This window comes from Hyphococcus sp. D3-15, from assembly GCF_055809375.1.
The window spans coordinates 2,891,911-2,915,162 of sequence record NZ_CM147910.1 but is presented as its reverse complement, the minus strand read 5'-3'; the positions used below and the strand labels follow the sequence as shown (position 1 = coordinate 2,915,162).

23 protein-coding genes are annotated in these 23,252 nt (G+C 58.2%); 11 read left to right on the top strand and 12 right to left on the bottom strand.

What is annotated here, in order from left to right; translation table 11 throughout:
- Nucleotides 1-201 precede the first annotated feature (201 nt).
- The gene (locus AC0L8G_RS14450; protein WP_473384880.1) at nt 202-1,137 is read right to left on the bottom strand and encodes a helix-turn-helix domain-containing protein; all 936 of its coding nucleotides are present in this window, start codon (nt 1,135-1,137) and stop codon (nt 202-204) included.
- Nucleotides 1,138-1,696: 559 nt separating this feature from the next.
- On the opposite strand from AC0L8G_RS14450, the gene AC0L8G_RS14445 reads away from it, so the two are divergent.
- The 5 genes from AC0L8G_RS14445 to AC0L8G_RS14425 all read left to right on the top strand — a co-directional run bounded on the left by AC0L8G_RS14445 (nt 1,697) and on the right by AC0L8G_RS14425 (nt 5,811).
- Nucleotides 1,697-2,536: a p-hydroxycinnamoyl CoA hydratase/lyase gene (locus AC0L8G_RS14445; protein ID WP_473384879.1), complete on the top strand. Its 840-nt coding sequence runs from the start codon at nt 1,697-1,699 to the stop codon at nt 2,534-2,536.
- 24 nt (nt 2,537-2,560) lie between these two features.
- On the top strand, nt 2,561-3,262 hold the full coding sequence (locus AC0L8G_RS14440) for an alpha/beta fold hydrolase (RefSeq protein WP_473384878.1): 702 nt from the start codon (nt 2,561-2,563) through the stop codon (nt 3,260-3,262).
- A gap of 66 nt (nt 3,263-3,328) precedes the next feature.
- Nucleotides 3,329-3,805, top strand: coding sequence for a MarR family winged helix-turn-helix transcriptional regulator (locus AC0L8G_RS14435; protein WP_473384877.1), 477 nt, complete (start codon nt 3,329-3,331; stop codon nt 3,803-3,805).
- Nucleotides 3,806-3,835: 30 nt separating this feature from the next.
- The gene (locus AC0L8G_RS14430) at nt 3,836-5,155 is read left to right on the top strand and encodes an MFS transporter (protein ID WP_473384876.1); all 1,320 of its coding nucleotides are present in this window, start codon (nt 3,836-3,838) and stop codon (nt 5,153-5,155) included.
- Nucleotides 5,156-5,169: 14 nt separating this feature from the next.
- Complete coding sequence (locus AC0L8G_RS14425) at nt 5,170-5,811, top strand: glutathione binding-like protein (protein WP_473384875.1); 642 nt, start codon at nt 5,170-5,172, stop codon at nt 5,809-5,811.
- A gap of 21 nt (nt 5,812-5,832) precedes the next feature.
- Here the strand turns inward: AC0L8G_RS14425 and AC0L8G_RS14420 are convergent, their stop codons facing one another.
- Nucleotides 5,833-6,291 carry a MarR family winged helix-turn-helix transcriptional regulator gene (locus AC0L8G_RS14420; RefSeq protein WP_473384874.1) on the bottom strand — a complete coding sequence of 153 codons (459 nt, stop codon included), beginning with the start codon at nt 6,289-6,291 and terminating at the stop codon, nt 5,833-5,835.
- 89 nt (nt 6,292-6,380) lie between these two features.
- Here AC0L8G_RS14420 and AC0L8G_RS14415 point away from each other — a divergent pair, with 89 nt between their 5' ends.
- A complete protein-coding gene (locus AC0L8G_RS14415) occupies nt 6,381-7,850 on the top strand; it encodes a carotenoid oxygenase family protein (protein WP_473384873.1) in 1,470 nt (489 codons plus the stop codon).
- A gap of 8 nt (nt 7,851-7,858) precedes the next feature.
- On the top strand, nt 7,859-8,317 hold the full coding sequence (locus AC0L8G_RS14410; RefSeq protein WP_473384872.1) for a DUF3237 domain-containing protein: 459 nt from the start codon (nt 7,859-7,861) through the stop codon (nt 8,315-8,317).
- Here the strand turns inward: AC0L8G_RS14410 and AC0L8G_RS14405 are convergent.
- From AC0L8G_RS14405 to AC0L8G_RS14390, 4 genes are read right to left on the bottom strand one after another with little or no spacing between them, the layout of a single operon-like run.
- Nucleotides 8,314-9,960, bottom strand: a complete 1,647-nt coding sequence (locus tag AC0L8G_RS14405; RefSeq protein WP_473384871.1) for an MFS transporter — start codon at nt 9,958-9,960, stop codon at nt 8,314-8,316. The two genes, AC0L8G_RS14410 and AC0L8G_RS14405, sit on opposite strands and share 4 nt — an antisense overlap.
- 26 nt (nt 9,961-9,986) lie before the next feature.
- The gene (locus AC0L8G_RS14400) at nt 9,987-11,036 is read right to left on the bottom strand and encodes an amidohydrolase family protein (RefSeq protein WP_473384870.1); all 1,050 of its coding nucleotides are present in this window, start codon (nt 11,034-11,036) and stop codon (nt 9,987-9,989) included.
- A gap of 2 nt (nt 11,037-11,038) precedes the next feature.
- Nucleotides 11,039-12,469: an NAD-dependent succinate-semialdehyde dehydrogenase gene (locus AC0L8G_RS14395; protein ID WP_473384869.1), complete on the bottom strand. Its 1,431-nt coding sequence runs from the start codon at nt 12,467-12,469 to the stop codon at nt 11,039-11,041.
- Nucleotides 12,466-13,194, bottom strand: coding sequence for a nuclear transport factor 2 family protein (locus AC0L8G_RS14390; RefSeq protein ID WP_473384868.1), 729 nt, complete (start codon nt 13,192-13,194; stop codon nt 12,466-12,468). Before AC0L8G_RS14390 ends, AC0L8G_RS14395 begins: the two co-directional genes overlap by 4 nt.
- A gap of 223 nt (nt 13,195-13,417) precedes the next feature.
- Between AC0L8G_RS14390 and AC0L8G_RS14385 the strand changes: the two genes are divergently transcribed.
- Nucleotides 13,418-14,311: an SDR family NAD(P)-dependent oxidoreductase gene (locus tag AC0L8G_RS14385; protein WP_473384867.1), complete on the top strand. Its 894-nt coding sequence runs from the start codon at nt 13,418-13,420 to the stop codon at nt 14,309-14,311.
- A gap of 10 nt (nt 14,312-14,321) precedes the next feature.
- Here the strand turns inward: AC0L8G_RS14385 and AC0L8G_RS14380 are convergent, their stop codons facing one another.
- Nucleotides 14,322-15,104: a glutathione S-transferase family protein gene (locus tag AC0L8G_RS14380; RefSeq protein WP_473384866.1), complete on the bottom strand. Its 783-nt coding sequence runs from the start codon at nt 15,102-15,104 to the stop codon at nt 14,322-14,324.
- Nucleotides 15,104-15,865: a glutathione S-transferase family protein gene (locus AC0L8G_RS14375; RefSeq protein ID WP_473384865.1), complete on the bottom strand. Its 762-nt coding sequence runs from the start codon at nt 15,863-15,865 to the stop codon at nt 15,104-15,106. The genes AC0L8G_RS14380 and AC0L8G_RS14375 overlap by 1 nt, the downstream gene beginning before the upstream one ends.
- 303 nt (nt 15,866-16,168) lie before the next feature.
- On the opposite strand from AC0L8G_RS14375, the gene AC0L8G_RS14370 reads away from it, so the two are divergent.
- Nucleotides 16,169-17,005: a class I SAM-dependent methyltransferase gene (locus AC0L8G_RS14370; RefSeq protein ID WP_473384864.1), complete on the top strand. Its 837-nt coding sequence runs from the start codon at nt 16,169-16,171 to the stop codon at nt 17,003-17,005.
- On the opposite strand, the gene AC0L8G_RS14365 is transcribed toward AC0L8G_RS14370, so the two are convergent.
- Together AC0L8G_RS14365 and AC0L8G_RS14360 are read right to left on the bottom strand one after the other, a co-directional pair.
- Nucleotides 17,002-18,144, bottom strand: coding sequence for an amidohydrolase family protein (locus AC0L8G_RS14365; RefSeq protein WP_473384863.1), 1,143 nt, complete (start codon nt 18,142-18,144; stop codon nt 17,002-17,004). The genes AC0L8G_RS14370 and AC0L8G_RS14365 overlap by 4 nt on opposite strands.
- Nucleotides 18,141-18,827 (bottom strand): nuclear transport factor 2 family protein, encoded by a 687-nt coding sequence (locus AC0L8G_RS14360; RefSeq protein WP_473384862.1) that lies wholly within the window; start codon nt 18,825-18,827, stop codon nt 18,141-18,143. The genes AC0L8G_RS14365 and AC0L8G_RS14360 overlap by 4 nt, the downstream gene beginning before the upstream one ends.
- Before the next feature lie 78 nt (nt 18,828-18,905).
- Here AC0L8G_RS14360 and AC0L8G_RS14355 point away from each other — a divergent pair, with 78 nt between their 5' ends.
- On the top strand, nt 18,906-19,820 hold the full coding sequence (locus AC0L8G_RS14355; RefSeq protein WP_473384861.1) for an SDR family oxidoreductase: 915 nt from the start codon (nt 18,906-18,908) through the stop codon (nt 19,818-19,820).
- On the opposite strand, the gene AC0L8G_RS14350 is transcribed toward AC0L8G_RS14355, so the two are convergent.
- Together AC0L8G_RS14350 and AC0L8G_RS14345 are read right to left on the bottom strand one after the other, a co-directional pair.
- On the bottom strand, nt 19,817-21,286 hold the full coding sequence (locus tag AC0L8G_RS14350) for a carotenoid oxygenase family protein (RefSeq protein WP_473384860.1): 1,470 nt from the start codon (nt 21,284-21,286) through the stop codon (nt 19,817-19,819). The genes AC0L8G_RS14355 and AC0L8G_RS14350 overlap by 4 nt on opposite strands.
- Nucleotides 21,287-21,310: 24 nt before the next feature.
- A complete protein-coding gene (locus AC0L8G_RS14345; RefSeq protein WP_473384859.1) occupies nt 21,311-22,111 on the bottom strand; it encodes a CmcJ/NvfI family oxidoreductase in 801 nt (266 codons plus the stop codon).
- A gap of 233 nt (nt 22,112-22,344) precedes the next feature.
- Between AC0L8G_RS14345 and AC0L8G_RS14340 the strand changes: the two genes are divergently transcribed.
- Nucleotides 22,345-23,232 (top strand): SDR family NAD(P)-dependent oxidoreductase, encoded by an 888-nt coding sequence (locus AC0L8G_RS14340; protein WP_473384858.1) that lies wholly within the window; start codon nt 22,345-22,347, stop codon nt 23,230-23,232.
- Nucleotides 23,233-23,252: the final 20 nt, after the last annotated feature.

The following is a 23,252-nucleotide window of genomic DNA, read 5'->3' as shown; positions in this document are numbered from 1 at the left end:
ATGCTGAGCCGCAGCTTTGCCGCCTAGTCCCTTGTTTTTATGTCGAAGTACGATTGCAGGCAGACCTCGACCAAGGTTGTTAGTCAAACCGTCTGCTTATTTGTGGAAAGCGTCTTGGATTATTGCGAAACCGGAGCGGACTTACGCGCAAGCTTGCCGGGTGTGATGGTGTTGCAACAGGTACTACGCAATGGAGTAAGGTTAGTGCGTAGCGCGATAAGCAGTCGGCGAGACGCCGTATTTCTGTTTAAAGCAGCGTGTGAAGTAGCTGCAGTCATTAAATCCGGACTCATAGGCGACGCTTGTGATGCTGAGTTGCGGCGCAGCGACAAGGCGATCTGCGGCCCTTGTGAGGCGCTGATCCAGGATGAAGGCCGACGGCGTTTCGCCAATTGTTGCAAATGCGTTCTGGATCGTACGGATGGAAACGCCAAGCTCATCCGCGAGCATGGAGGTGCGAAGCTCCGGATCGCAAAGGCGCGTTTCCACCAGCGACAGAAGCTTGTTGATGATTTTGCTTTCGCTGTCGCTGCTGATCGCCTTGTCGGTGATGGCGAGGGTCAACAGGTCGAAGAAAACCCGGCTTACCCCGTCGCGCCAATGGGGGTCGGCATGGCTTTGGTCGCCTTGCCGCCACAACGACAGAATAAAGTCGTGCAGCAAACGCCGACTGGGCGTTGCGCCCGTAAGGCGGCGGGACAAAATGTCGGAAAGATGCGGAATTCTGTCTGCAAGCGCCGCCCGCGGCATTTCAATGACCAGCATGTCGTTGGCGCGCGACAGCTCCACCCGATAGTCTTTGTTGCTGTCGGTAAGCACGAAATCGCCCGCGCGCAATTCATGAACTTCCCGGCCTTGGGTATGTAGGAACGACCCGGAATGCTGCATGTGCAGCATGACCCGGTCGCCGGCCTGGCGCGCCATATTGGCGTCGCGCTGCACGACGGCGTTCGGTGAGCGGGGGCGCAGCATGGTGAGATCGCCCAGCGTCCAGCGCCACATCTCGGCGTTAAAGGTCTCTTTCGAGGAGTCGATCATCAGGCCACTGAACGTCTCGCTCGCGATTCTGTTCCAGAAATCGAGACGCTCAAGCTGGTCTACATCGGCGGTGGCGAAATGTTCTATTTGCTGGTCCACGAAGGCCTGCCTTTTAACTGCGCCGGTCGACCGGCCTGCCGGGGCCGGCGGAAAGGTGACGCAGGTGTCAATTGTCGCTCGTTTCTCCCGTAGCCGCGATTGCGCGCGCGTTGTCTCCTGCGCGGCTTGGATGCGCGCTTGTTTTCAAAATAATGCGAATTCGAATTTCCTTCAAGCAAAACGCCGCCGCCTATGCGCGCGTAAGGGTGCAACCTTGCGCCGATGCGGGAAGCCAGAAATGCTGCAACGCAGCAAGGGTGTTTGCGGTTTGCGCGGTTTTTCGCGGCCCGACTGGCGCACCTGCTGGCGCACGGTTCTGTCCTATTTTCTCCGCCGCCGCCCGGTTCGCCCATGGGGCCGGCGCGCGCCTGCGGGCGGGGCGAATCGGCCAGACCTCCGGGGCATATGGCTCTTATTTCGCTTTTCGGCGCATTTTTCCGCCGTTCTCGCCTTACGGCGGCGAAAAGATCATGATAGCGAAATTAGTAATGTGACATAACAAACGGGCGGGCCGCATTCCCATGCCGGGGCGGCGCGATCATAATTAATGGAGCAATGAATGACGGCCGAACGCGCAGAGCAAGATACAGTCGCTTACGAGATCGACAACCGGATCGCCTGGGTGAAATTCAATCGCCCTGAAAAGCGCAATTGCATGAGCCCGAAGTTAAACCGTCAGATGCTGCGCGTGCTCGAAGAGCTTGAGTTCGATGACAATGTCGGCGTGGTCGTGCTGACGGGCGAGGGCACGGCGTGGTCTGCCGGCATGGATCTTAAGGAATATTTCCGTGAAACCGAGGCGCTCGGCCTCAAGGGAACAAGAACCGCACAGCGCGAAGCCTATGCCTGGTGGGAACGGCTGCGCTGGTATCAAAAGCCGACCATCGCCATGGTCAATGGCTGGTGCTTCGGCGGCGGCTACGGCCCGCTTTACGCATGCGATCTCGCCTATGCGGCGGACGAAGCGCAGTTCGGTCTTTCGGAAATCAATTGGGGCATTTTGCCGGGCGGCGGCGCCACCAAGGTCGCGTTCGAACTCATGCCGTTCCGCAAGGCGATGTATCACGCCATGCTGGGTGAAAATCTGACCGGCAAGGAAGCCGCAGAAGCCGGCCTCGTCAATGAATCGCTGCCTCCGGACAAGCTGAAAGCGCGCGTGACGGAGATCGCCAACAAGCTCCTCGAGAAAAACCCGTGGACCCTGAAGGCGACGAAAGACGCCATGCGCCGGGTCGGCGAAATGACTTATGAGAATGCTGAAGATTATCTCATTCGCGCGCAGGAAGGTCTCAACTACTTCGACGGCGAAGCACGCAAGGAGGGCATGCGTCAGTTCCTTGATGACAAGACCTACAAGCCTGGGCTTGGCACTTACGACGTCTCGAAGCAAAAAAAATAACCGCGAAAAAGCAAGGCCCGAATTGTGAAACCGACGCTGCTCCTGCTTCCGGGATTGTTGTGTGACGAAACCGTCTGGCGGGGGCAGGTCGACTGCTTCGCCGGACGGGCGGAGGTGCGCGTGCCGTCCTATGGCGATGCGGACCGGATAACGGAAATGGCGCGGATCGCCCTTGAAGATGCGCCGGAGCGTTTCTCGCTTGCGGGTCATTCCATGGGCGCGCGCGTCGCCCTTGAAGTTGTGCGCATGGCGCCGGAACGGGTCGAACGGCTCGCCATTCTCGATACGGGCGTGCATCCGATCAAGCCGGACGAACGCGAAAAACGCATGCGTCTCGTTCGGCTCGCACAGGACAAAGGCATGGAGGCGCTGTGCGATGCATGGCTGCCGCCTATGGTGCATCCTGATCGCAGAACTGATGCGGCTTTTATGGCGCCGTTGAACGCCATGGTGGCGCGCTCTACGCCAGCGCGGTTTGCCGCGCAGATCGAAGCGTTGCTCAATCGTCCGGATACGGCGCCCGGCCTCGCCGCCATTCGCGGTCCTCTGCTTGTGGGCGTCGGCCGGCAGGATGAATGGAGCCCGGTTGATCAGCATGAAGATATTCTCGCTAAGGTTGGGCGAGGCCGCCTCGTTATATTCGAAGACGCCGGGCATATGGCGCCGTTCGAGGCGGCGGACGCCGTAAATTCTGCGCTTGTGGAGTGGTTTGAAGAAGTGTCGTAATATTACGCTCACACCCGCTGGGAATGGGCGTTGCGCGCGCGGTCGCGATAGGCCGGGGGAACGAACATGTCGGTACTGACGGTTGATAAAAACACGGGCTCGCGGGCGGAGGAGGGATCTCCTTCGAGCCTGAGCACCCGGTTTTTAGACGGGTTGGCTGGCTACCAGCTTCGTCAGGCCTCCAACATTTTCATGTCGGATTTCGCCGCTTCCATGATCGGCACCGGTCTGCGCGCCGTTCATGTCTCTATATTATCTGTGGTGGAGGAAAATCCCGGCGTGCGTCAGGGCGAAATCGGCCGTGCGCTCGGCGTTGCGCGGGCCAATATGGCGCCGCTGATGGCAGAGCTTGAGGCGGCGCGTTTGTTGCGGCGCACCACAGATGAATCGGATCGCCGTGCGGTTTCGGTTCAATTGACTAAAAGCGGGGAGGCGTTATTGCGCAATTGCAAGGCGCGCATCGAAGCGCAAGAACGCCGGACACTTGGCAGGCTGACTCGCAGCGAGAAGGAAACATTGCTGCGCCTGTTGAAAAAGATATAACGGGTAAAGCCTCTTAGGGATGAAACAATCATGAGCTCCAAAGACCCTCGCGAGATTCTCGCCCAATCGCCCATGGGCAGATTCCAGATCATCGCCGTCGGCATGTGCGTTCTGTTGAACGCGCTTGACGGTTTTGACGTGCTGTCCATCAGTTTTGCGGCGCCTGGAATCGCCAATGAATGGGGCGTTGATCGCGCTGCATTGGGCATTGTCCTGTCGATGGAGCTGATCGGCATGGCGGTTGGGTCCGTCGTGATCGGCAATATCGCGGATGTCATCGGGCGCCGGCCGACCATTCTGGTCTGCCTGACGGCGATGGCGGTCGGCATGGGGCTCGCCGCGACCGCGAATGGCATTGAGATTCTATCGGTCTATCGTTTCGCCACGGGGCTCGGCATCGGCGGCGTTCTGGCGGCGACAAACGCCATGGTCGCGGAATATTCCAACGCCAAACGCAAAAGTCTGTCTGTCACCACCATGGCGGCGGGCTATCCGATTGGCGCGATCATCGGCGGGACCATCGCCTCGATGCTGCTGGCGCAATATGACTGGCGCTCGGTCTTCATCTTCGGCGCGATCATGACGGTGATCTTCATTCCGCTGATCTGGCATTTCCTGCCGGAGTCGATTGAATTCCTCGCACAGAAGCGCAAGCCCGGTGCGCTCGAAAAAATCAACAAAACCCTCAAGCGCATGGGCCATGAGACCGTAACGGAGCTGCCGCCTCTTAAGGAAGCGCCAAAGAAAATCGGCGTCGGACGCCTGTTCGGCCCCGATCTCGCCCGCACTACGGCGATCCTCACCTTCGCTTATTTCGCCCATATCATGACGTTCTATTTCTACCTGAAATGGATCCCGAAAATTGTGGTGGACCTTGGTTTCGAACCGTCGCTCGCCGGCAGCGTTCTGGTTTGGGCCAATGTGGGCGGCGCCAGCGGCGCAATATTGCTCGGCGTTCTCGCCATGAAGTTCGGCATCCGCGCGCTGGTCATCGGCGCCATGCTGTTTGGCGGTGCGATGGTGACGCTGTTTGGTCAGGCGCCGGCGGACATTGCAAAACTGTCAATGATCGCTTGTGTCGCCGGGTTCTTCACCAATGCGGCGATTGTCGGACTTTACGCCATTTTCGCACACGCCTTCCCGACGGAAGTGCGCGCGGGCGGCACCGGCTTCGTCATCGGGGTTGGCCGCGGCGGCGCGGCGCTGGGGCCGATTATCGCCGGCTTCCTGTTCAAGAGCGGCTATGGCCTTGAACTTGTCGCGGTCTTCATGGCTGCCGGTTCTATCTTCGCAGCGCTGGCGCTCATCTTCCTTGGGCGGATCAAAAACCCCGAGACACAGTCCGCCTGACCGGCGACCGCGCCATGACCATCGACCTTCACATGTGGCCAACAGGAAATGGCTACAAGATCCTCATCATGCTTGAGGAGTGCGGTCTCGATTACGAGATCGCATGGGTCAATATTTTTGAGGGCGATCAGTTCAAGGAGGAGTTTCTAAAAATTTCTCCGAACAACAAAATGCCGGCGATTGTCGATCATGACAGCGCCGACGGCGCGCCGCTTTCGGTCTTCGAATCCGGCGCCATCCTGCAATATCTCGGCCGCAAATCAGGCAAGTTCTATCCGCAGAATGAACGCCGCCGCGTGGAAACCGAGCAATGGCTGTTTTGGCAGGTCGGCGGGCTCGGGCCGATGGCGGGGCAGGCGCATCATTTTGTCCACTACGCCAAAGAGAAAATCCCCTATGCGGTGGAGCGCTTTTCGAAAGAGACTAACCGCCTTTATGGGGTCATGGACAAGCGCCTGGCCGATCGCGAATTCCTCGCCGGTGATTACTCTATCGCGGATATGGCGGCGTTCCCCTGGGTGCGCCGCTATGCCTGGCAAGGAGTGGAACTCGCCGACTATCCCAATGTCAGCCGCTGGTACAAACGAATAGAAGCGCGGGATGCGGTGCAACGCGCTTTCGCAATCGGCGCGGAAATGGCGCCGCCGCTTGACTAGGCGTAGCGCAGCGTTATGGCGCTAGTCGTGAATGCGTCGCAGGAAGTCGATCAGCGTACGGATTTCCTGTTTTGAAAACCGGCGCTTCAGCCAGTCTTCATGTTCATGAACGGCGATCTTTGCTTCCGCCAGTGTTTTGACACCGGTCGGCGTCAGTCTCAGCGTTTGCTTTCGCCCGTCGCTGGTTGACTGGCCGCGGCGCAGCAATCTGCGTCCTTCCAGCCGGTTGATGATCGCCATGACGGTCGCCCGGTCCATGCGCAAGCGCTTGGCGAGATCTGTCTGAGCGATGCCCGGATGGTCATCCACAAGCCACAGGACGGAGACCTGCTTTTGCGTCATGTCCAGATCGGAGAACGTATCCATAAAGTGGCGGTACACCGCCGTATAGGCGAGGCGGATATGAAAGCCGACAATATCGTCGATCTCGCCGATGCCCGGTGCATCGGCTTCCTCATGCGGATCATTTTTTGATTGCACGTTTCTTGTTGTTTGACTGCGTTTTGTCACGCTTATGTCCCTTGGCTCCCTTTAGGCTACCATATACAATTCTTGCTGAGGAGAAAGCCATGGCCCATTTTCCTGATACACCGAGTTTTACAGGTTTCAATACCCCATCGCGAATTGAAGCGGATATCGCTGACCTCGACATAGAAGGCGAGGTTCCGGCCGAGATGCATGGGGCGTTCTATCGGGTCCAGCCTGATCCGCAATTCCCGCCGCGCCTGGGCGATGATATCGCCTTTAACGGCGACGGTATGATCACGCAGTTCCGCTTCCATAATGGCACAGTGAGCTTTCGCCAGCGCTGGGCGCAAACCGATAAATGGAAGCTCGAGAACGAGGCCGGCAAAGGGCTGTTCGGGGCCTACCGCAATCCTTTGTTTGACGATCCATCCGTAAAAGGAGAGATCCGCGGCACCGCAAACACCAATGCTTTCGTCTATGGCGGCAAGCTCTATGCGCTGAAGGAAGATCTGCCGGCGCTGGTGATGGACCCGGTGACGCTTGAAACGGAAGGCTACACCAAGTTCGGCGGCAAGATGACCGGCCAGACGTTTACGGCGCATCCGAAGATCGACCCGAAAACCGGCAATATGATAGCCTTTGGCTATGCCTCAAAAGGCATTTTGACGCTGGACATGACCTATTACGAGGTCAGCCCTGACGGTGAATTGCTGAACGAAATCTGGTTTGAAAATCCGTATTACGCGATGATGCATGATTTCGCGATTACGGAAGATTACGCGCTGTTTCATGTCGTGCCCTCTACCTCGAATTGGGAGCGGCTGGAAAAAGGCATGCCGCATTTCGGCTTTGACACCACGATGCCGGTCTATCTCGGCGTGTTGCCGCGTCGCAAAAGCGCCACCAAGGACGATATTCGCTGGTTCAAGACGGATAATTGCTTCGCGAGCCATGTGATGAACGCCTATCAGGAAGGCGACCGCATTCACTTCGATACGCCGCAGGCGAAGAACAATATGTTCCCGTTCTTCCCGGATGTGCATGGCGCGCCGTTTAATCCGATGGAAGCGTCAAGCTTCCTGACGCGCTGGACGGTGAACATGGCGTCGAACTCCGACGCATTTGAGAGCCAGATGCGGTTGACCGAAATGTTCGGGGAGTTTCCGCGCATTGATGACCGCTATGCGGGGCTCAAATACCGCCATGGCTGGATGCTGGTGGTGGATATGGCCAAGCCTTGCGAGTTAAAGGGCGGCAGCGCCGGCGGTTTCCTGATGAACACGCTGGGCAAGGTCGATCATGAGACCGGCGAGGAACAGAAGTGGTGGTGCGGGCCGGTTTCGACCCTGCAGGAGCCTTGCTTCATTCCGCGTTCGAAGGATGCGCCGGAAGGCGATGGCTGGATCGTGATGGTCTGCAACCGGCTGGAGGAACATCGCAGCGATCTGCTGGTGTTCGATGCGCTGGAGATTGAAAAGGGCCCAATCGCGACGGTGAAAATCCCGGTCCGGCTGCGTTTCGGCCTGCACGGCAATTGGGCCGATGCAGCAGACATCGGCATGGTCGCCTGATCGCGGCGATGATCAAACCGGAACTTGAATTCGTTTATGAGGCTGGCGGCGCGCTAGGCGATCCGATTCCGATTGGGGAAACGGTTGACGGGACGCGCCGCATCATTCCGATCTTCAAGGGGCCGGTAGAGGGCCCGCGAATCAAAGGCGAGTTGCTCGGCAATGCTGCGGACTGGCAATTGACCCGTCCGGACGGCGTGACCGTTGCTGATGCGACCTATGCGATGCAGACCGATGACGGCGTCGTCATCCAGATCCATAATCGCGGTCTGCGCCACGGACCACCCGAAGTGATGAAGCGGCTTGTCGCCGGTGAGGAAGTGGACCCGGCGGAATATTATTTCCGCACAATCCCCGAATTCATCGCGCCCATCGGCAAATATGACTGGCTCAACAAGTCGGTCTTTGTGTGCGCCGGGGCGCGTTATGCGAATGGCATCAAGCTCTGGGTCTGGCGGGTCCTTTAAACCGGCTCGCCTGCAGCGCGCGCCCGCTCCGTCAGCAACGCTTCGTCTTTCGGCATGCGCCAGATGAGCACTGCAATCAGGACGACGATGAGCGGACCGATCCAGTAGAGGTTCAAAATGGCCTCGCCCAGTTTGCCGCCATTCACGTCGCTCATCATGCCGACCGCATAAGGGCCCAGCCCCATGCCGGTGATGGTCATCATCAAGATGTAATAGCTCATCACCATGCCGCGCATGCGCGGAAGAGTGAGGTCCAGCAGGGACGCATAGATTGGCGGCAGCCACATGGTCAGCACCAGCGAATAGACGACGAACCACGCGTAAAACTCGCTCAGCGATTGCGCATTGAAAACGCCGATGGCGAGGAGGGGCGAGCCGACAAGCGCAAACAGCGTCACATACATGCGCCCGCCCTTGATGCGCTGATGCGCCCAGTCTGAAACCGGCCCTGCAATCAGGGGCCCGGCGATTCCGAGGATGGTGATAATCGGGCCGAATTGCGCGCCAATAACCGAGGCGGGTTTGTCGAAATGCTGGATGGCGTAGACCGCCGACCAGGACATGACGCCATAGTTCAAGACCGACTGTAACGCCGCTATGGCGATCACCAGTCCCATGGAGGGCTGTTTGACGATGACTTCGAAGGCGGGCTTGTCGCGCAGGAAAAGCGATTGCATCCAGCAAATGACGATATAGGCGCCGACTCCGGTGATCGCCCATTGCAGCGAATTGCCGGTCAGTTCAAACGATCCCAGTTTGAGGGCGACCGGGTTCACCGGGCGAAGGCCGTTTGTCCAACGGGTGAGAATGAATGCCAGCGCGATGATCGCGGCGCCGGCTGCGATGTTGATGATCCATAGTTTCGCGGGCGCTTTGCGGCGGGCGAATTCGACCCATGCGAGACCTGGCAGAATGCCGAGAAGCGTGTCGAGGCTGGCGCTGAACGGCGCCGGATCGGGCTTGGCGATGACGCCGTCCGCCGCGCCGCGCACAGGCTCGCGCACAAACAGCAGCAATGCGCTCAACACAAAGCCCGGCGCAGCGGCGACCAGAAACGCCGCCTGCCAGCCTCTTAACCCAAGCGGCGCGTCGCCATCCGCATAGGCCGCATCCCATCCATCGGCGACGGCGCCGCCAAGCATCAACGCGCCGCCGACGCCAAGCGCTACAGCGATGGACATGGCGGCGGTGATCGTGCCGCGCTGGCTCTTGGGAAAAATGTCGGAAAGGAGCGACATGCCGGCCGGTTGAGAACTCGCCTCGCCAATGCCGACGCCAAGGCGCGACAGGGCGAGCAGGCCAAAGCCATTCGCAAAGCCGGCAAGGCCGGTCATGATCGACCAGCCGAAAATGGAAATGCTCAGCAATTTTGTGCGCACCCAGCCATCGGCGAGCCGGCCGAGCGGCAGCGAGAATACGGAGTAAAAGAGCCCGAAGACGGCGCCGTAAAGAACGCCCATTTCAGCGTCGCCGATATTCAGGTCCGCTTTGATCTGCGGCGCCAGGATCGCAAGGATCTGCCGGTCGACCAGCGACATTGCCGTGGTCAGCATGACAATCGCCAGCGTTCCCCACGCGGCCCAGCCGCCAAGCTTCACCGTATTGGCGCTGGTTTCCGCGCCGCCGGTCTCATTCGCCGCCATGTCAGTTCCTTACCCGCAAAATATGCTTACAGCTTGAACGCGCGTTCCGCGTTGGTTTGCATCAGTTTCTTTTTCGCTTCCGCCGAGATGTCGAGAAGGTCATGAGTTCTTACTTCGTCAGCGACAAATTGGTATGGGTAGTCCATCGCATACATCACGCGATCTTCGCCCAGCACGTTCTGGCAGAATTTGATCGCAGGCTCCCAGGCCATGCCGCTTGTGGTGATGTAGACATTGGATTTCATATAGTCCGCGATGGACTTCTTCAGCGGCTTCATGCGTTCATATCGTTTCGAGCGCACGCCGGCCTGATGCATGTAGTCGAGCCGATAGAGCCAGTATGGCAATGCTTCGCCCATATGGCCGACAATGATCTGAAGATCGGGATAGCGGTCGAAAATGCCGATGGTGATCAGGCGCAGCAAATGCATGCCTGTTTCAACGCCAAAGCCGAATATAGCGCCGTCTAGTCCAGCCTCCAGCATCGGATCGATCATCGTATCCGGCGGCGTTGACGGATGGATGTAGAGCGGCTGGCCGGTTTCGACGAGCGCTTTGAAAATCGGGTCGAATTTCGGGTCATCGAGATATTCGCCCTGGGTGTGGCTGTTGACCATCACGCCCTTGAAGCCGAGCTTGGCGCCGCGATGAATTTCCTTCGCGCTCCATTCCGGGTCCTGCGGTGCAATGCTGGTCATGCCCACATAGCGGGTCGGGTGGCGCGCAATAGCGGCGGCGAGATAATCATTCGCCCGAGACACGATACCTTTCGCCTCTTCCGTCTCCATCGGCTGCACGCCCGGCGAGGTGAGGGACAGGATGGCGACATCGATGCCGGTTTCGTCCATATGGGCGATCCGCTTGTCGTCGAGGTCTAGCAGGCACTCCATGATATGCGTCGCCCGCTCTGACGGCGAGGTGGCGTAAAACCCCCAAAGCGAAACCATGCCCTTGTCGGCCGTTCCGTCTTTGACCATGCGCAAAAACACATCGATCTGTTCCTGCGTCGCGAAGGCTTCTTCGGTGGCGATGCGCAGATAACCGCGCTCGCCGCCGGTCTTGAGTTCATGAGTCATGCTTAACCTTCGTGAACAGCTTTGGTGACGAGGCAGGCCTCAAGGCCTTCCGGTCCGTCTTCATGTCCGTGTCCGGACCATTTGACGCCGCCGAAGGGCGCATCCGCGCCGCCGATCATCGGGGTGTTGATGCCCAGCATGCCGGTTTCAATCTCGTGAGCGAGACGTTTCTGACGCGCGGAATCCTGCGTCCACGCATAAGCGGCGAGGCCATAAGGCAATCGGTTAGCTTCGGTGATTGCGTCTTCTTCGGAGCGGAAAGAATTGCACAGCGCGACCGGACCGAATGGCTCGGTATTCATGATCTCAGCCTCGAGCGGCACATCGGAAAGCACGCTCGGCGCATAATAAAAGCCCTGATTGCCGATGCGTTCGCCGCCGGTCTGCAGCTTTGCGCCTTTCGACACCGCTTCGCCGATCAGTTTTTCCATGGCGTCCGGGCGGCGCGGATTGGCCATCGGCCCCATCTGCACGCCATCTTCAAGGCCATTTCCGACTTTCAAAGTTTTTGCGCGTTTGGTGAAGCCGGAAACGAAGTCGTCATAGATGTCCTCCTCGACCATGAACCGCGTCGGCGAGACGCAGACCTGTCCGGCGTTGCGGTATTTCTGCGGGACGACCGTGTCGAGCACCTTGTCGAGATCAACATCCTTGAACACCAGCACCGGTCCATGACCGCCGAGCTCCATCGTGGTGCGTTTCATGTCGTCGGCGGCGAGTTTCGCCAGATGTTTGCCGACAACGGTTGAGCCCGTGAAAGACAGTTTACGGATGATCGGCGAGGCCAGAAGATGACGCGAAACTTCATCGGGCACGCCGAATACAGCCTGCGCGACTTCCTTGGGCAAGCCCGCATCGAGCAGCGCCTGCAACACCGCGAGAGCGGATGCGGGCGTTTCTTCCGCCGACTTCATGATGACGGAGCATCCGGCGGCGATGGGCGCGCCAAGCTTGCGGCCCGGATTGCCGATCGGGAAGTTCCATGGCGCGAAAGCGGCGACCGGCCCGACAGGTTCCTTCGTGACTGTTGAGCGCATACCGGCCGGACGCACCAGCGTGCGGCCATAGATGCGCTGGCACTCGCCCGCATAGAAATTGAACAAGCCGACATTCATCATCACTTCGATGCGCGCTTCCGCGAATGGCTTGCCTTCTTCCATCGTTGCGACGCGGGCGATGTCGTCGGCGCGTTCGACCATCAGCCGGGCCGCGCCTTGCAGTACAGAGGCGCGCTCTTGCGGCGTTGAATTGCGCCAGATCTTGAAACCCTTATCCGCTGTCGCCAGCGCGCGGTCGAGATCGGCCGCGTTTGCCAGCGGCAACTCACCGAGCGTTTCTTCGGTGGCGGGGTTCACGACGCGATGGGTCCTGCGGTCGCCCGCCTGAACCCGTTCGCCGTCGATGATCATGTAAAGCTCGGGATAGGCGCTCATGAGGTCTGTTCTTTCTTTTCGCGGTCGATGTCGCCCTGCCAGCGCTCCGGTTTGATTTCCGCGCCCGTGACCGGGTGCTTGTTATGAAACGGAACGACCTTGTGGGTCGGCCAGAGCCAGACATCTTTGTTGATTTCGTCGGGTCCCATCGGATCTTCCGGGTAAGGCGTCGTCATGAAGGGAACATAGTTCGGTCTTGTATGGGCCCAGCCGGTTTCAAAATCTGCATGCCATTGCGGAACATAGTTCAGAATGTGGATGCGCCATACCCCGTCAATTTTCTTATAGGTGTTTTCGTAAAGGCCGCCTTCCCACCATTGACGGGTTTCACCGTAAGATTCGTGCCGTCCGGCCTGCATGGTGCAACGGAATCGGCCCAGCGCGGTGATGCCGTCTTCCTCGATATCGACAACATCCTGGTGTTGCGGGTGGTCGAGCAGGAAGCCGTCAATCGGGCCGTTATTGCCATGCACAAAATTCTTCTGAAAGCGTTCAATGTAAAGCCGCGCTGCGCCAGCCTTGCCTTTGAATATGCCGCCAAAGAAATGCACTTCACAATCTTCGGTGAACAGGTCGACGACCTCGCGGTAGAGGCACTTGTCGATGAAATAGCCATATAGGTGATGCAGTTTGCGTACGGCCTGTTCGTCTTCCGTCCGTGTGAGCCGGTCAGTCAATGCGGCTACCTGGGCTTCAAGTTTTGCGATGCGGTCTGTGTCGGTCACTGTGTCTTCCTGTTGATTTGGCGCGCCTAAGCGGTAATTGCTTTCCGTCAGTGAAATCGGGTCGAATATAGCTAAATCCGAATGACGTTATATGCCTATATGGTAGTCAGGTTACCACCATAGGTGAAGCGCGAGGCGTTGTTCTGGCGCTGAATGAGGAAGCGAAACAGCGACTGCTGCGGAATGAAGCAGGGAGCGGTTTCATGCAGGTTTTAAGGAGCTGATGATGCAGGATTTCGCAGGGCGGACCGCCTTTATCACTGGCGGCGCGAACGGCATCGGGCTCGGGCTCGCGCGCGCGCTGCTGGCTGAAGGCGCCAAGGTCGCCATCGCCGATATCCGTCAGGACGCTATCGATGCAGCGCTCGATATTCTGGATAATCAGCAGGCGATTGGATTGAAGCTGGACGTGGCTTCGCGGGACGCATTTGCGGCGGTCGCGGATGAAGCGGAAGACCGGCTGGGCCCGGTGTCCCTGTTGTTCAACAATGCGGGCATCAATCTTTTCCAGACCATCGACGAGAGTTCCTATGACGATTGGGACTGGGTGCTAGGGGTCAATTTGCAGGGCGTCATCAATGGCGTGCAAACCTTTGTGCCGCGCATGAAAGATCGCGGCAAAGGCGGCTATATCGTCAATACGGCGTCCATGGCGGCGTTTCTCGCCGGGCCGGTGCCAGGCATTTATAACTGTTCGAAATTCGCAGTGCGCGGCCTGTCTGAATCGTTGCGCTATTCGCTGGCGCCGACTGGCATTGGCGTGTCGATCATTTGTCCGGGCCTCGTAAAGAGCCATATTTATGCGAGCGACGAATTGCGCCCCGAAGCGCTCGGCGCGCGCGGCAAGCCGGTCGATGTGGAATTCAATGCGCAGCTTGCAAAAGTGCATGACGCCGGCATGGAGCCGGAAGAGGTCGCCGCGAAGACACTGGAAGCCATTCGCGCCAACAAGTTTTACATCTTTCCGCACCCGGAGTTTCGCGACGAGCTGCGCGAAATCTTCAATGAGATCATTGAAGACTATCCGGTTGGCGAAGCGCCGGCGGAGCGGATGGTTTTCGAGCGCGGGCGGCGGGAAAATTACCGCCGGTTCAGAGCCAGCTCGCGCGGGAAATGAGTATTTCCCGCTAACCCCAGCGATTGATTTCCGGTCCGGGCGCCCAGACTTTTTGCGGCGCGGCGGTCTTTGCTAGCCCAAGCGCGCGTGCGACGGACGGACGTTTTTCCACACGCGTCAGCCACGCTGCGCTCAGCGGCTTGCCTTCAAAGGCTTCCGGCACGATGTCGCGCATGCCGGAAACCCATGCATAGGTCTCCAGGTCGGCGACTGAAAATGCGCCCAGCAGCCAGTCTTTCCCATGGCCTAGCTGTGCCTCGATCTTTTCAACTGCGCCGATGATTTTCGCGCGGGAGTCCTCGAGCTTGTCATCGTCGAACGCGCCGGCCCTGATCTCGGACCAGCGGGTTTTAAGATCGTCACTCTTGATTGGGGCGATCATCGCGTCGAAAACGCCGTCATCCATTGCGGCCAGCGGCCCGGTAAGGGAAGCCTTCACGCCGAGATAGGCGGCGGCGGGCGCTGTGCGTTCGATTGTCTGGCGGCACCAAGTCATCATTTCCCAGCGGGCGAACGGGTCGGTCGGCGCGATAGGCGAATTTTTCGCGGAGTCATTCAGGAAGCAGGCGATGAACACCGAATCCGCCATGGGTTCGCCATCGGCGACAAGCACGGGGCCTTCGCCTTCAATGCTCATATCGACTTCAAGATTGCGCGGCGTGCCGGCGCTGTGGCGCTCGCCTTTTGCAAGGTCAATCGACTTGAGCGTCGCATCCTGTCCGGTTTCGAACAGCGCGGCCAGCACCGTAAGGGAAGGGCCGTTCGGTTCGCCATGATACAATGTCATCGCCATTATGAACGCTCCAGAATTGCTACGCGTTTCACCATATCTGTCTTGCCCATCGCCCAGGTTTCCTTCGTCGCAGGGCGCTCGTAAATCTTGCGCAGCCATTCGAGAATGTGCGGCGTTTTTTCATCGTTTGATAGTTCAGGTTGCGACAGCGGCAAGGCGTAAGCGAGGTTGAAGCCGTTTATGTCGGCGAGTGAATATTCGTCGCTGGCAAGCCATTTGCGTTTCGACAGGGCTTCTTCGAGCAGGCCGATGCCGACCGCAACGCGGCGTTGGGATTCCGCCATTTCCGCTTCGCTGAAGGTTCCGTAAATCGCCTTGCGCCAGGCGACACGGCGCTCGGGCAGGGGAATGCGGTCGATGGCGGCCTTTAGCAGTTCGGGGTCTTTGCCGCGCACCATGGGGCCGACGAAAACACTCCAGCCGATCATCGAGAAGGACGGCGCCAGCCACTGGTCCATGAATTTCATCCACCAGCGCGCGCGCCACTGACCTTTCGGATCCTTGGGCATAAGCGAGGGGCCGGGAAAAGCAGCGTCGACATATTCCATAATCGCGGTTGATTCCGTCAGCACGCGGTCGCCATGGGTCATCGCGGGGATTGTGCCTTGCGGATTGATGGCGAGATATTCGGGTTTGTGCTGATCGAAATTCAACAGGTCCAGATAGTGACTGTTGAAGTCGACGCCTTTCTCCATCAGCGTCAGCATGGGCTTGCCGGAGTTTGCATTCGGCTCCCAATGGTAAAGGGTGACGTCGCTCATAATTCTTCCCTTTGCGCGCGGCGGCTCATTTCGGCGCGGGGGCGTCCCGGCGCTTCGATAGAGCAGTCATAAACGATGGCCATGGGCCGAGATATGTCTTTTAGCGAAGTGAAAGCGGACGTCGCTGCGGCTCGCCATTATGCGGTGTTTCGCAAGGCGTCTGCTATGCGCATCATCCCGCCAATGCTGCGCCGCACATTGACCCGGCGCGCCTTGTCGCAAGCAGGTCCGACTTCGCAAATAGCGCAATTGCAGACGGCGTCTTGGATAGGCTGTCAGCGAAATCAACGCGGGAGATCAGGCATGACAGACCAGGCAGTGGAAGACTGGAACGGCGAAGTCGGAGAGCGGTGGCTTAAATATCTGGATCCGTTTGAGTCGATGATTTCACCGGTCAATGCGGCCCTGATGAAGGCGGCGGCGTTCAAGCCCGGTCAAAGCGTTGTCGAAATCGGCTGCGGCGGCGGCAAAAACGCCGTGGAGATCGCCAAGGCGGTTGCACCTTCCGGCGATTATCTTGGGGTCGATATCGCCGATATCCTCATCGATCATTCCACAAAAAGAGCGGCCGCCGCAGGGGCGCAAAACACATCGTTTTTATGCGCCGATGCGCAGTCCGCCAGTCTGGATGCGCCGCGCGATCGCGCCTTTTCAAGCTTCGGGATCATGTTTTTTGAAGATCCGGACAAGGCTTTTACAAACTTAAAAAAATGGGTGAAGCCCGGCGGCGATTTCGTGTTTTCCTGCTGGGGACCGCCGGACAAGAACCCATGGATCGGGATTGTCGGCGCCATTGCCGGAAAATATGTGGAAATGCCCGAGCGCGATCCGGGCGGGCCCGGTCCGTTCCGCATGGCTGATCCGGAAGCGACAAAAGCGTTGCTCGAAGGCGCCGGTTGGAAAGATGTCGAGTGCACGCTGTGGCGCGGTGAACAATTGCTCGGCGGCGAGGGCGCTACGCCGGAAAGCGCGGCGGATTTCGTTCTGGATGCGCTCGCGATTGGCGAACCGCTGGAGGCGGCCGGACCTGGCGTAAAGGAAAAAGCCCGCGCGGACATTATTGAGGCGGTGAAGCCGTTCCAGAAAAACGGCGCCATTCGTATGGAAGCCGCCTCCTGGATTGTTACGGCGAAAGCCTAGTCTTTCGGCAGGCGGAAAACATGTTCGGCGTTTTCCTGCATCAGCATTTTCTTGTGAGCGAGTGAGATATCCATCCGGTCATAAGCGGCGACTTCGTCCGACGATTGCTGATAGGGATAGTCCATCGCGTAAAGAACGCGATCAGGGCCCATGACCTCCATGCAGAACTTGATCGCCGGCTCCCACGCAACGCCGCTGGTGGTGATCCAGATATTGTTTTTGAAGTAATGGCTCATCGGATGTTTGAGCGTGACCGCCGGTTGCCCCCCGCGCAGGCCGGGCACGCCGTCTGCATTCGACTGCATCCAGTCAAAACGGTAAATATTGAGCGGCATACATTCGCCCATATGGCCGATGACAAGGCGCAATTTCGGATATTTGTCGAAGGCGCCAGACAGGATCAGTCCCATCGTGTGGTTCCACACATCATGGGGAAAGCCGCCAAGTGCGCCGGTCATGCCGCGCGCCACATATACCCTGTCGTCAAAGGGCGCTGTGGGATGAATGTAGAGCGCCGCGTCATTTTCCTCGAGCGCTGCGAGAATCGGATCACTCGCCGGCTCGTCAAGGAAATGCCCGCGAAAATGCGAATTCAGGACGGCGCCATTGAGCTTTAAATCTTTCATGGCGCGTTCGATTTCGCGAGCCGCTTTGTCTGGGGCCTGCGGCTGGAAGGCGGCGAGCGCAGAAAAGCGGTCGGGCCGTTTTACGCAGGCTTCTGCGGCAAGGTCGTTTGCACGGGCGGCGAGGCGGGTTCCCTCATCCGGCTCCAGCACTTGCGGGCCCGGCGCGGTCAGCAGCAGGAGCTGACGGTCAATGCCATATTCATCCATATGCGCGATGCGCAAATCGCCAAGGTCGCAGAGCATTTTCTGCAAGTCAGGCATTTTGGCGAACATGCCGCCCATGCGCAGCGCCGGATCGTCGGGCGCGTTGGGGCTGTTCAGCAGCTTCACCTGTGCTTCGACAAGCTCAGGCAGGGTCCAGGCCTCTTCCGTGGCGATGCGTTTATAGGGCGCATTGCGGTCGATATCGCCCGCCGCCGGGGCGAGGCCGATGCGTTTGCGAACGCCGCGCTCTCCGACCATATGGCCGCGCAAGCCTTTTTCACTGCCGTCCGGCAAAAGCTCGCCGCTCATTTACCTTTTGCTCCGAGCACCGGATGCGCGAAATGCATCGGCATATCCTGACGATAGGGCCATGTCTGGCGCTGTTCCGGCAGTAATTCATCCGGCCCAAGAGGGTTTTCAGGAAAGGTCTTCACTGCGGGCTGAAGATGGGCGACTGTGTGGGCCCAGCCTTTTTCATATTCGGCCTGCCACTGCACAACATAGTCCAGACGCTTGATTTTCCAGACGCCATCCTCGCGGACATAATCATTTTCATAAATGCCGGCTTCGTAGAATTGCTCAGGCAATCCTTCGGGGTGATAGTCGCGGCTTTCGTGATTGCCGCCCATCAACAAGGCGCGAAAGCGCGCCTTCGCCGTCTTGCGGTCATCGGCGACGGTGATGATGTCCTGCATCTGAAAATGATCAAGCAGGAAACCATATTCCGGACCGGGTTTGCCCTTGGTGAAGAAATTCTGAAACCAGGTTTTGTACAGACGCGCGACGCCTTCATGGCCTTTGTAAATGCCCGAGAGGAACAGGGCTTCGCCGTCTTTGGCGAAGAGCTGCACGACTTCGTCATACTGGCAAAAATCCATGTAGTAGCCATAGGCGAAATGGAGTTTGCGGATTTCATTGACGTCGTCCAGCGTATCGACCCGGTGCTGCAATGCAGCGATCGCCGCCTTCATGTCTTCCAGGTCGCTCATCATTTCCTCCTGATTATTGTTCCCGTCTATCAAGTGGATAACCTAAGGTGGGATTCAAACAACCATGAAGGCGCGAAATAGATGCACTGGCAGGGAAAAACGGCATTCATCACCGGCGGCGTTTCGGGCATAGGCTTTGGGATTGCGCGCGCATTTTCCAATGCGGGCATGCGGCTGGCGCTCAGCTACCGCAATGAGGATTATCGCGCGGAAGCAGAGAAATGGTTTGCAGATCAGAGGCGTGAGGCGCCGCTTTTTGTTAAGCTTGACGTCACCGATCGCGCGCGTTTTGCAGAGGCCGCCGAGGAAGTCGAAGCGCATTTCGGCAAGGTGCATGTGCTCGTCAACAATGCGGGCGTCAGCGTGTTCGGGCCGACGGATGAAGCCAGCTATGATGATTATGACTGGATCATGGGTGTTAATTTCGGCGGCAATGTGAACGGGCTTGTCAGCTTCATTCCCAAAATCAAATCCCATGGCGAGGGCGGGCATATCGTTAATGTGGCGAGCCTTGCGGCCTATATTTCGGGGCCGCAGGCAGGCATTTACACTGCAAGCAAATTCGCCGTCCGTGGGCTGACGGAATGTTTGCGCTACAATCTGGCGCCAGACAATATCGGCGTGTCGCTGGTCTGTCCCGGTCTCACCAACACCAATGCATGGGACTGTGCGCTGAAGCGCCCTGATAATTTCAAGCAAAGCGGTTTTGGCGAGGTGGACAAGGCGGAGCTTGAAAAATTTGGCGGCGCCTTTGAGCTTGGCATGGACCCGCTTGAGGTTGGCGAGAAAGTGTTGAAAGGCATGAGCGAAAATCGCGGGCTCATCCTTACTCATCCCGAGCACGGGCCGGATTTTCAGGAAATCTACGAGACGTCGATGGCGGCGCTGCCCGACGAACCGGCGCCGGCAGGCCGGCTTGAAATCGAGCGCCTGCGCCGCGAGGGCAATCGCGCTGCGGCCGCCGGCAAGAAGATCAGCCTTGACGATCTGACTTAGGCGGTCTGCGCGGCGGCGAGTTTTTCGTTCGACACCCACCAGCCATGCACCTGTGGGCGCAACCGATGCGGGATGGCGATTTTTGCAACCGGGCCTTTGTTCACCGCGCCGGCGTTCAACACCCATGCCTCATGCTCGAAATCCTGCTCGCCGGTTTGTCTGTCGACAATCAGAACCAGCCAGCCGGGATGGTCTGCATCGGATGAAGGGATGTGCACCGGTTCGCTGACCGCATGCCCGGGCGGCGGCGCAAGGACATCCATCTCGCGGGTTTCGGGATTGATGCCGATCAGCGCATTGAACATGGCGCCAACGGGACCGCCAAAAACCGGCGGACCTTTCAGTTCCGGGTTCATGCTGAGATACCAGCCGGTATTGTAGGGTCTGCCCTGATCGGCGTCGCGAATGCGGCAGAGATCGCCGGAGGGACCGAGTTGGGTCTCTTCGATCACGTCGCCATCTGGATCGAACGACCAGCGCATCAGCCCGCCTTTGATCTCCCATTGCGGCATATTAATGCCTGACGGGCGGCGAATGAAATCAAAAGCGTTTGTTTCCGTCAGATGCAAGTCGAGGTGGATGCGCCCGGCGGCGTCTTCAAAGCAGTTCATGAAATGAAACGCGGAGACGCCTTTCGGCCCCTTGATCCAGCGCATGTCTTTGACATCGCCATTGCGCGGCATCACGCCAACCCAGCTCTCTCTGTCCTGTTCATGCACCCAATGAACGCCGCCGGCCTTCAATCGCTCAATGTCGCATGTGGTCGGAAAGAGCGGAAAGACCGCGTGGTTTTTCGTAATGACAAAATCATGCATGAGCCCGCAATAGGGGGCGTCAAACCATTGCTCTCTGATGAGCTTGCCATGTTTGTCGGCGATGCAGTAGGCGACCTTTGTCGAGGCCAGCCCGTCCGCCTCATAGCCGAAAAAATACATTTCGCCGGTGTCGGGATCGACCCGGGCATGGGCGGTCATGGTCTCAGATTTTAAATCGCCGCCGAAATCGTAAGAACCGATCGTCTCAAGCGTGATCGGATCTACGCGGTAGGCGTGACCGTCCTCTTTCGCCATTAAAAGCTTGCCGCCATGCCAGATTGGCGTGGTATTGGACACGGTCCGGTCAACGCCCTTTACGGACGAATCATCCGTATAAGGATTGCGATAACGGCCGAAAAGCGCTTTTCCGGCTTTGACTTCAGCCTGGTAGCGGGCGGTCTGCACATAGCGCATGTCGAAAGCGACTGAACCGTCATCCTTGAACCAAAGGCGTGAGACCATGCCGTCGCCGGAAATCGCGGTGTCATCCGCAAAAATCGGCGGAAAGGCCGGGTCCGGCACGGCGCGAAAAAAGGCGCCGCGAATATCGGACGGAATATCGCCCTCAACCTTTAATTCCTGCAGGGAATATTCTTCACCCACCGGCTGGTTCAGGAACATAAAGTCAATCGTATTCGGAAAGTCGCTCAAATCCTGTCTCCCTGCGGCGGGCGCCTAGGCGTACCAGAAGGCGATCGCGCGCATTTCGATGCTGGCGCGCGGTTGTGTGTCAGGCGGGCAAAGCGGATTGTTGAAGGCGCTATGGGGCGTATGGTGCGGCCGTGACGGGTCACTATCATTCGTGACAAACACCAGCGCTTCATCGGGAGTCATCTCGGGGAACCAGACCCAACGGTGACGCGGGGATGCTTTCACCAGCAACGCCGTGAAGGACCAGTCCGGCTGGCCCTTCTGGTCGAAAATAGCATCCGCTTCAATCAGATCCTCCGGCGCCAGGCTGCGCGCATCGCAAATTGCTAGCGGCACGTCTTGCGGCGGCGGTGTCAGCACGCGCCAGATATTATAATGCGCCACGCGTTTCAGTTTCGCACCCTCGGGCGCCGAGGAATGAGTAAATTGCGCCGCAGTTTCATCATTGACGTCGATATGGATGAAGCGCGCCGGACGAGAATTGTTGAGCTTGCCGCTTTCGGTGGATTTTTCACCAAACCGAAGGACGCCCGGCGAGTTGACGACCGCTTTGTCTGCGCCGGTCAGGCTGACGATCAATTCTTCAATTTCGCGCTTGTGAACATCGTGAGACGCAGGGTCGCGAAAATCTTTTACATTGCTGCGGTGCGGCACAAGCGCAAAGCCTTCGCGATCAAGCGATGGAGGCGCTGCGCGGCCGTCAACAAACGTCACGATTTGCGGGTCCAGTTTTAAGACATCGCGCGAAGGATCATTGGCGTGAAACCGCGGCTTCGTCGCCATGGGCGCGGAATAGTTTATCTCGGCCTGAACGGTGTTGCTCATTCCTATAGTTTGACTTTGACCGGCGTGATTGAAAAGGCGCGAATCGCCACCGAGGGGGAGTTTTCACCAGTCGTTGTGATGCGCTTCGCCATGGGTGGCGATTGGCCCTATGTCTCAAAACACAGTCGGGCCGCAACGCTCAGCGCCGGCCCGGTTGCGGGAAGGTCATGCCGAACCGGGAAGGTGAGGTGGAGAATGCTTCACTGAAATGAGTCGTAAAGGACATAAGTCACATGAAAGACGTTAAGGGCAAAACCGCATTTATCACGGGCGGTGCAAGTGGAATTGGCCTGGGGATCGCCAAGGCGTTCTACAATGCCGGATCAAATCTCGTATTGGCGGATGTTCGCGACGACCTTCTTAAAACCGCTTCCGAGTTTTTTAACGATCCGGACCGTGTGCTCTGCATCAATCTCGATGTGACCGACCGCAAAGCCTATGCCGAGGCCGCAGAGGCGGCGGAGAAAAAATTCGGCAAGATTCACATGCTGTTCAACAATGCCGGCATGGGCGTTGGCGGCCCGCTGAAAAATCTCGGCTTTGACGACTGGGACTGGGGGCTGGGCGTAATGATTGGCGGCGTCATCAACGGCATTCAGATCGTGTTGCCCTATATCCGCAAACATGGCGAAGGCGGCCAGATCGTCAATACTGCGTCAAAGGCGGCGTTGGTGCCGGTAACGGCGTTTTCAATCTACGGTACGGCGAAGGCCGCGATGATCGGACTGTCTGAATCCATTCGCGGCGAACTGGCGCCAGACAATATCGGCGTTTCGGCGTTTTGCCCCGGGCCAGTGAAATCCAATATTGGTGAGACGGGCAAGATCCGCCCGGAAAAATTCAAGAAAGACACGGGGCTCATTGAAGCTGAACAACAGCTCGCCGCCCGCCCGATCTCCGATTTGTGGATGAGCGCAGAAGAATGCGGCGACCGCGTTCTGAAAGGGGTTTTGAACGATGACCTCTATATTCTCACCCACCCGGAATTCAAAAAGGGTGCGGAAGAGCATTTCAACGCGATCCTGAAGTCGTTCCCGGATGAGCCGATCAATGAGGAACGCGCAAAAGCAATCGCTTTCCTTTTGCACAATCCGATTTTTGACGAGATCAACCAGGCGTAAAGTGAGGCAGGGCCGGTGTG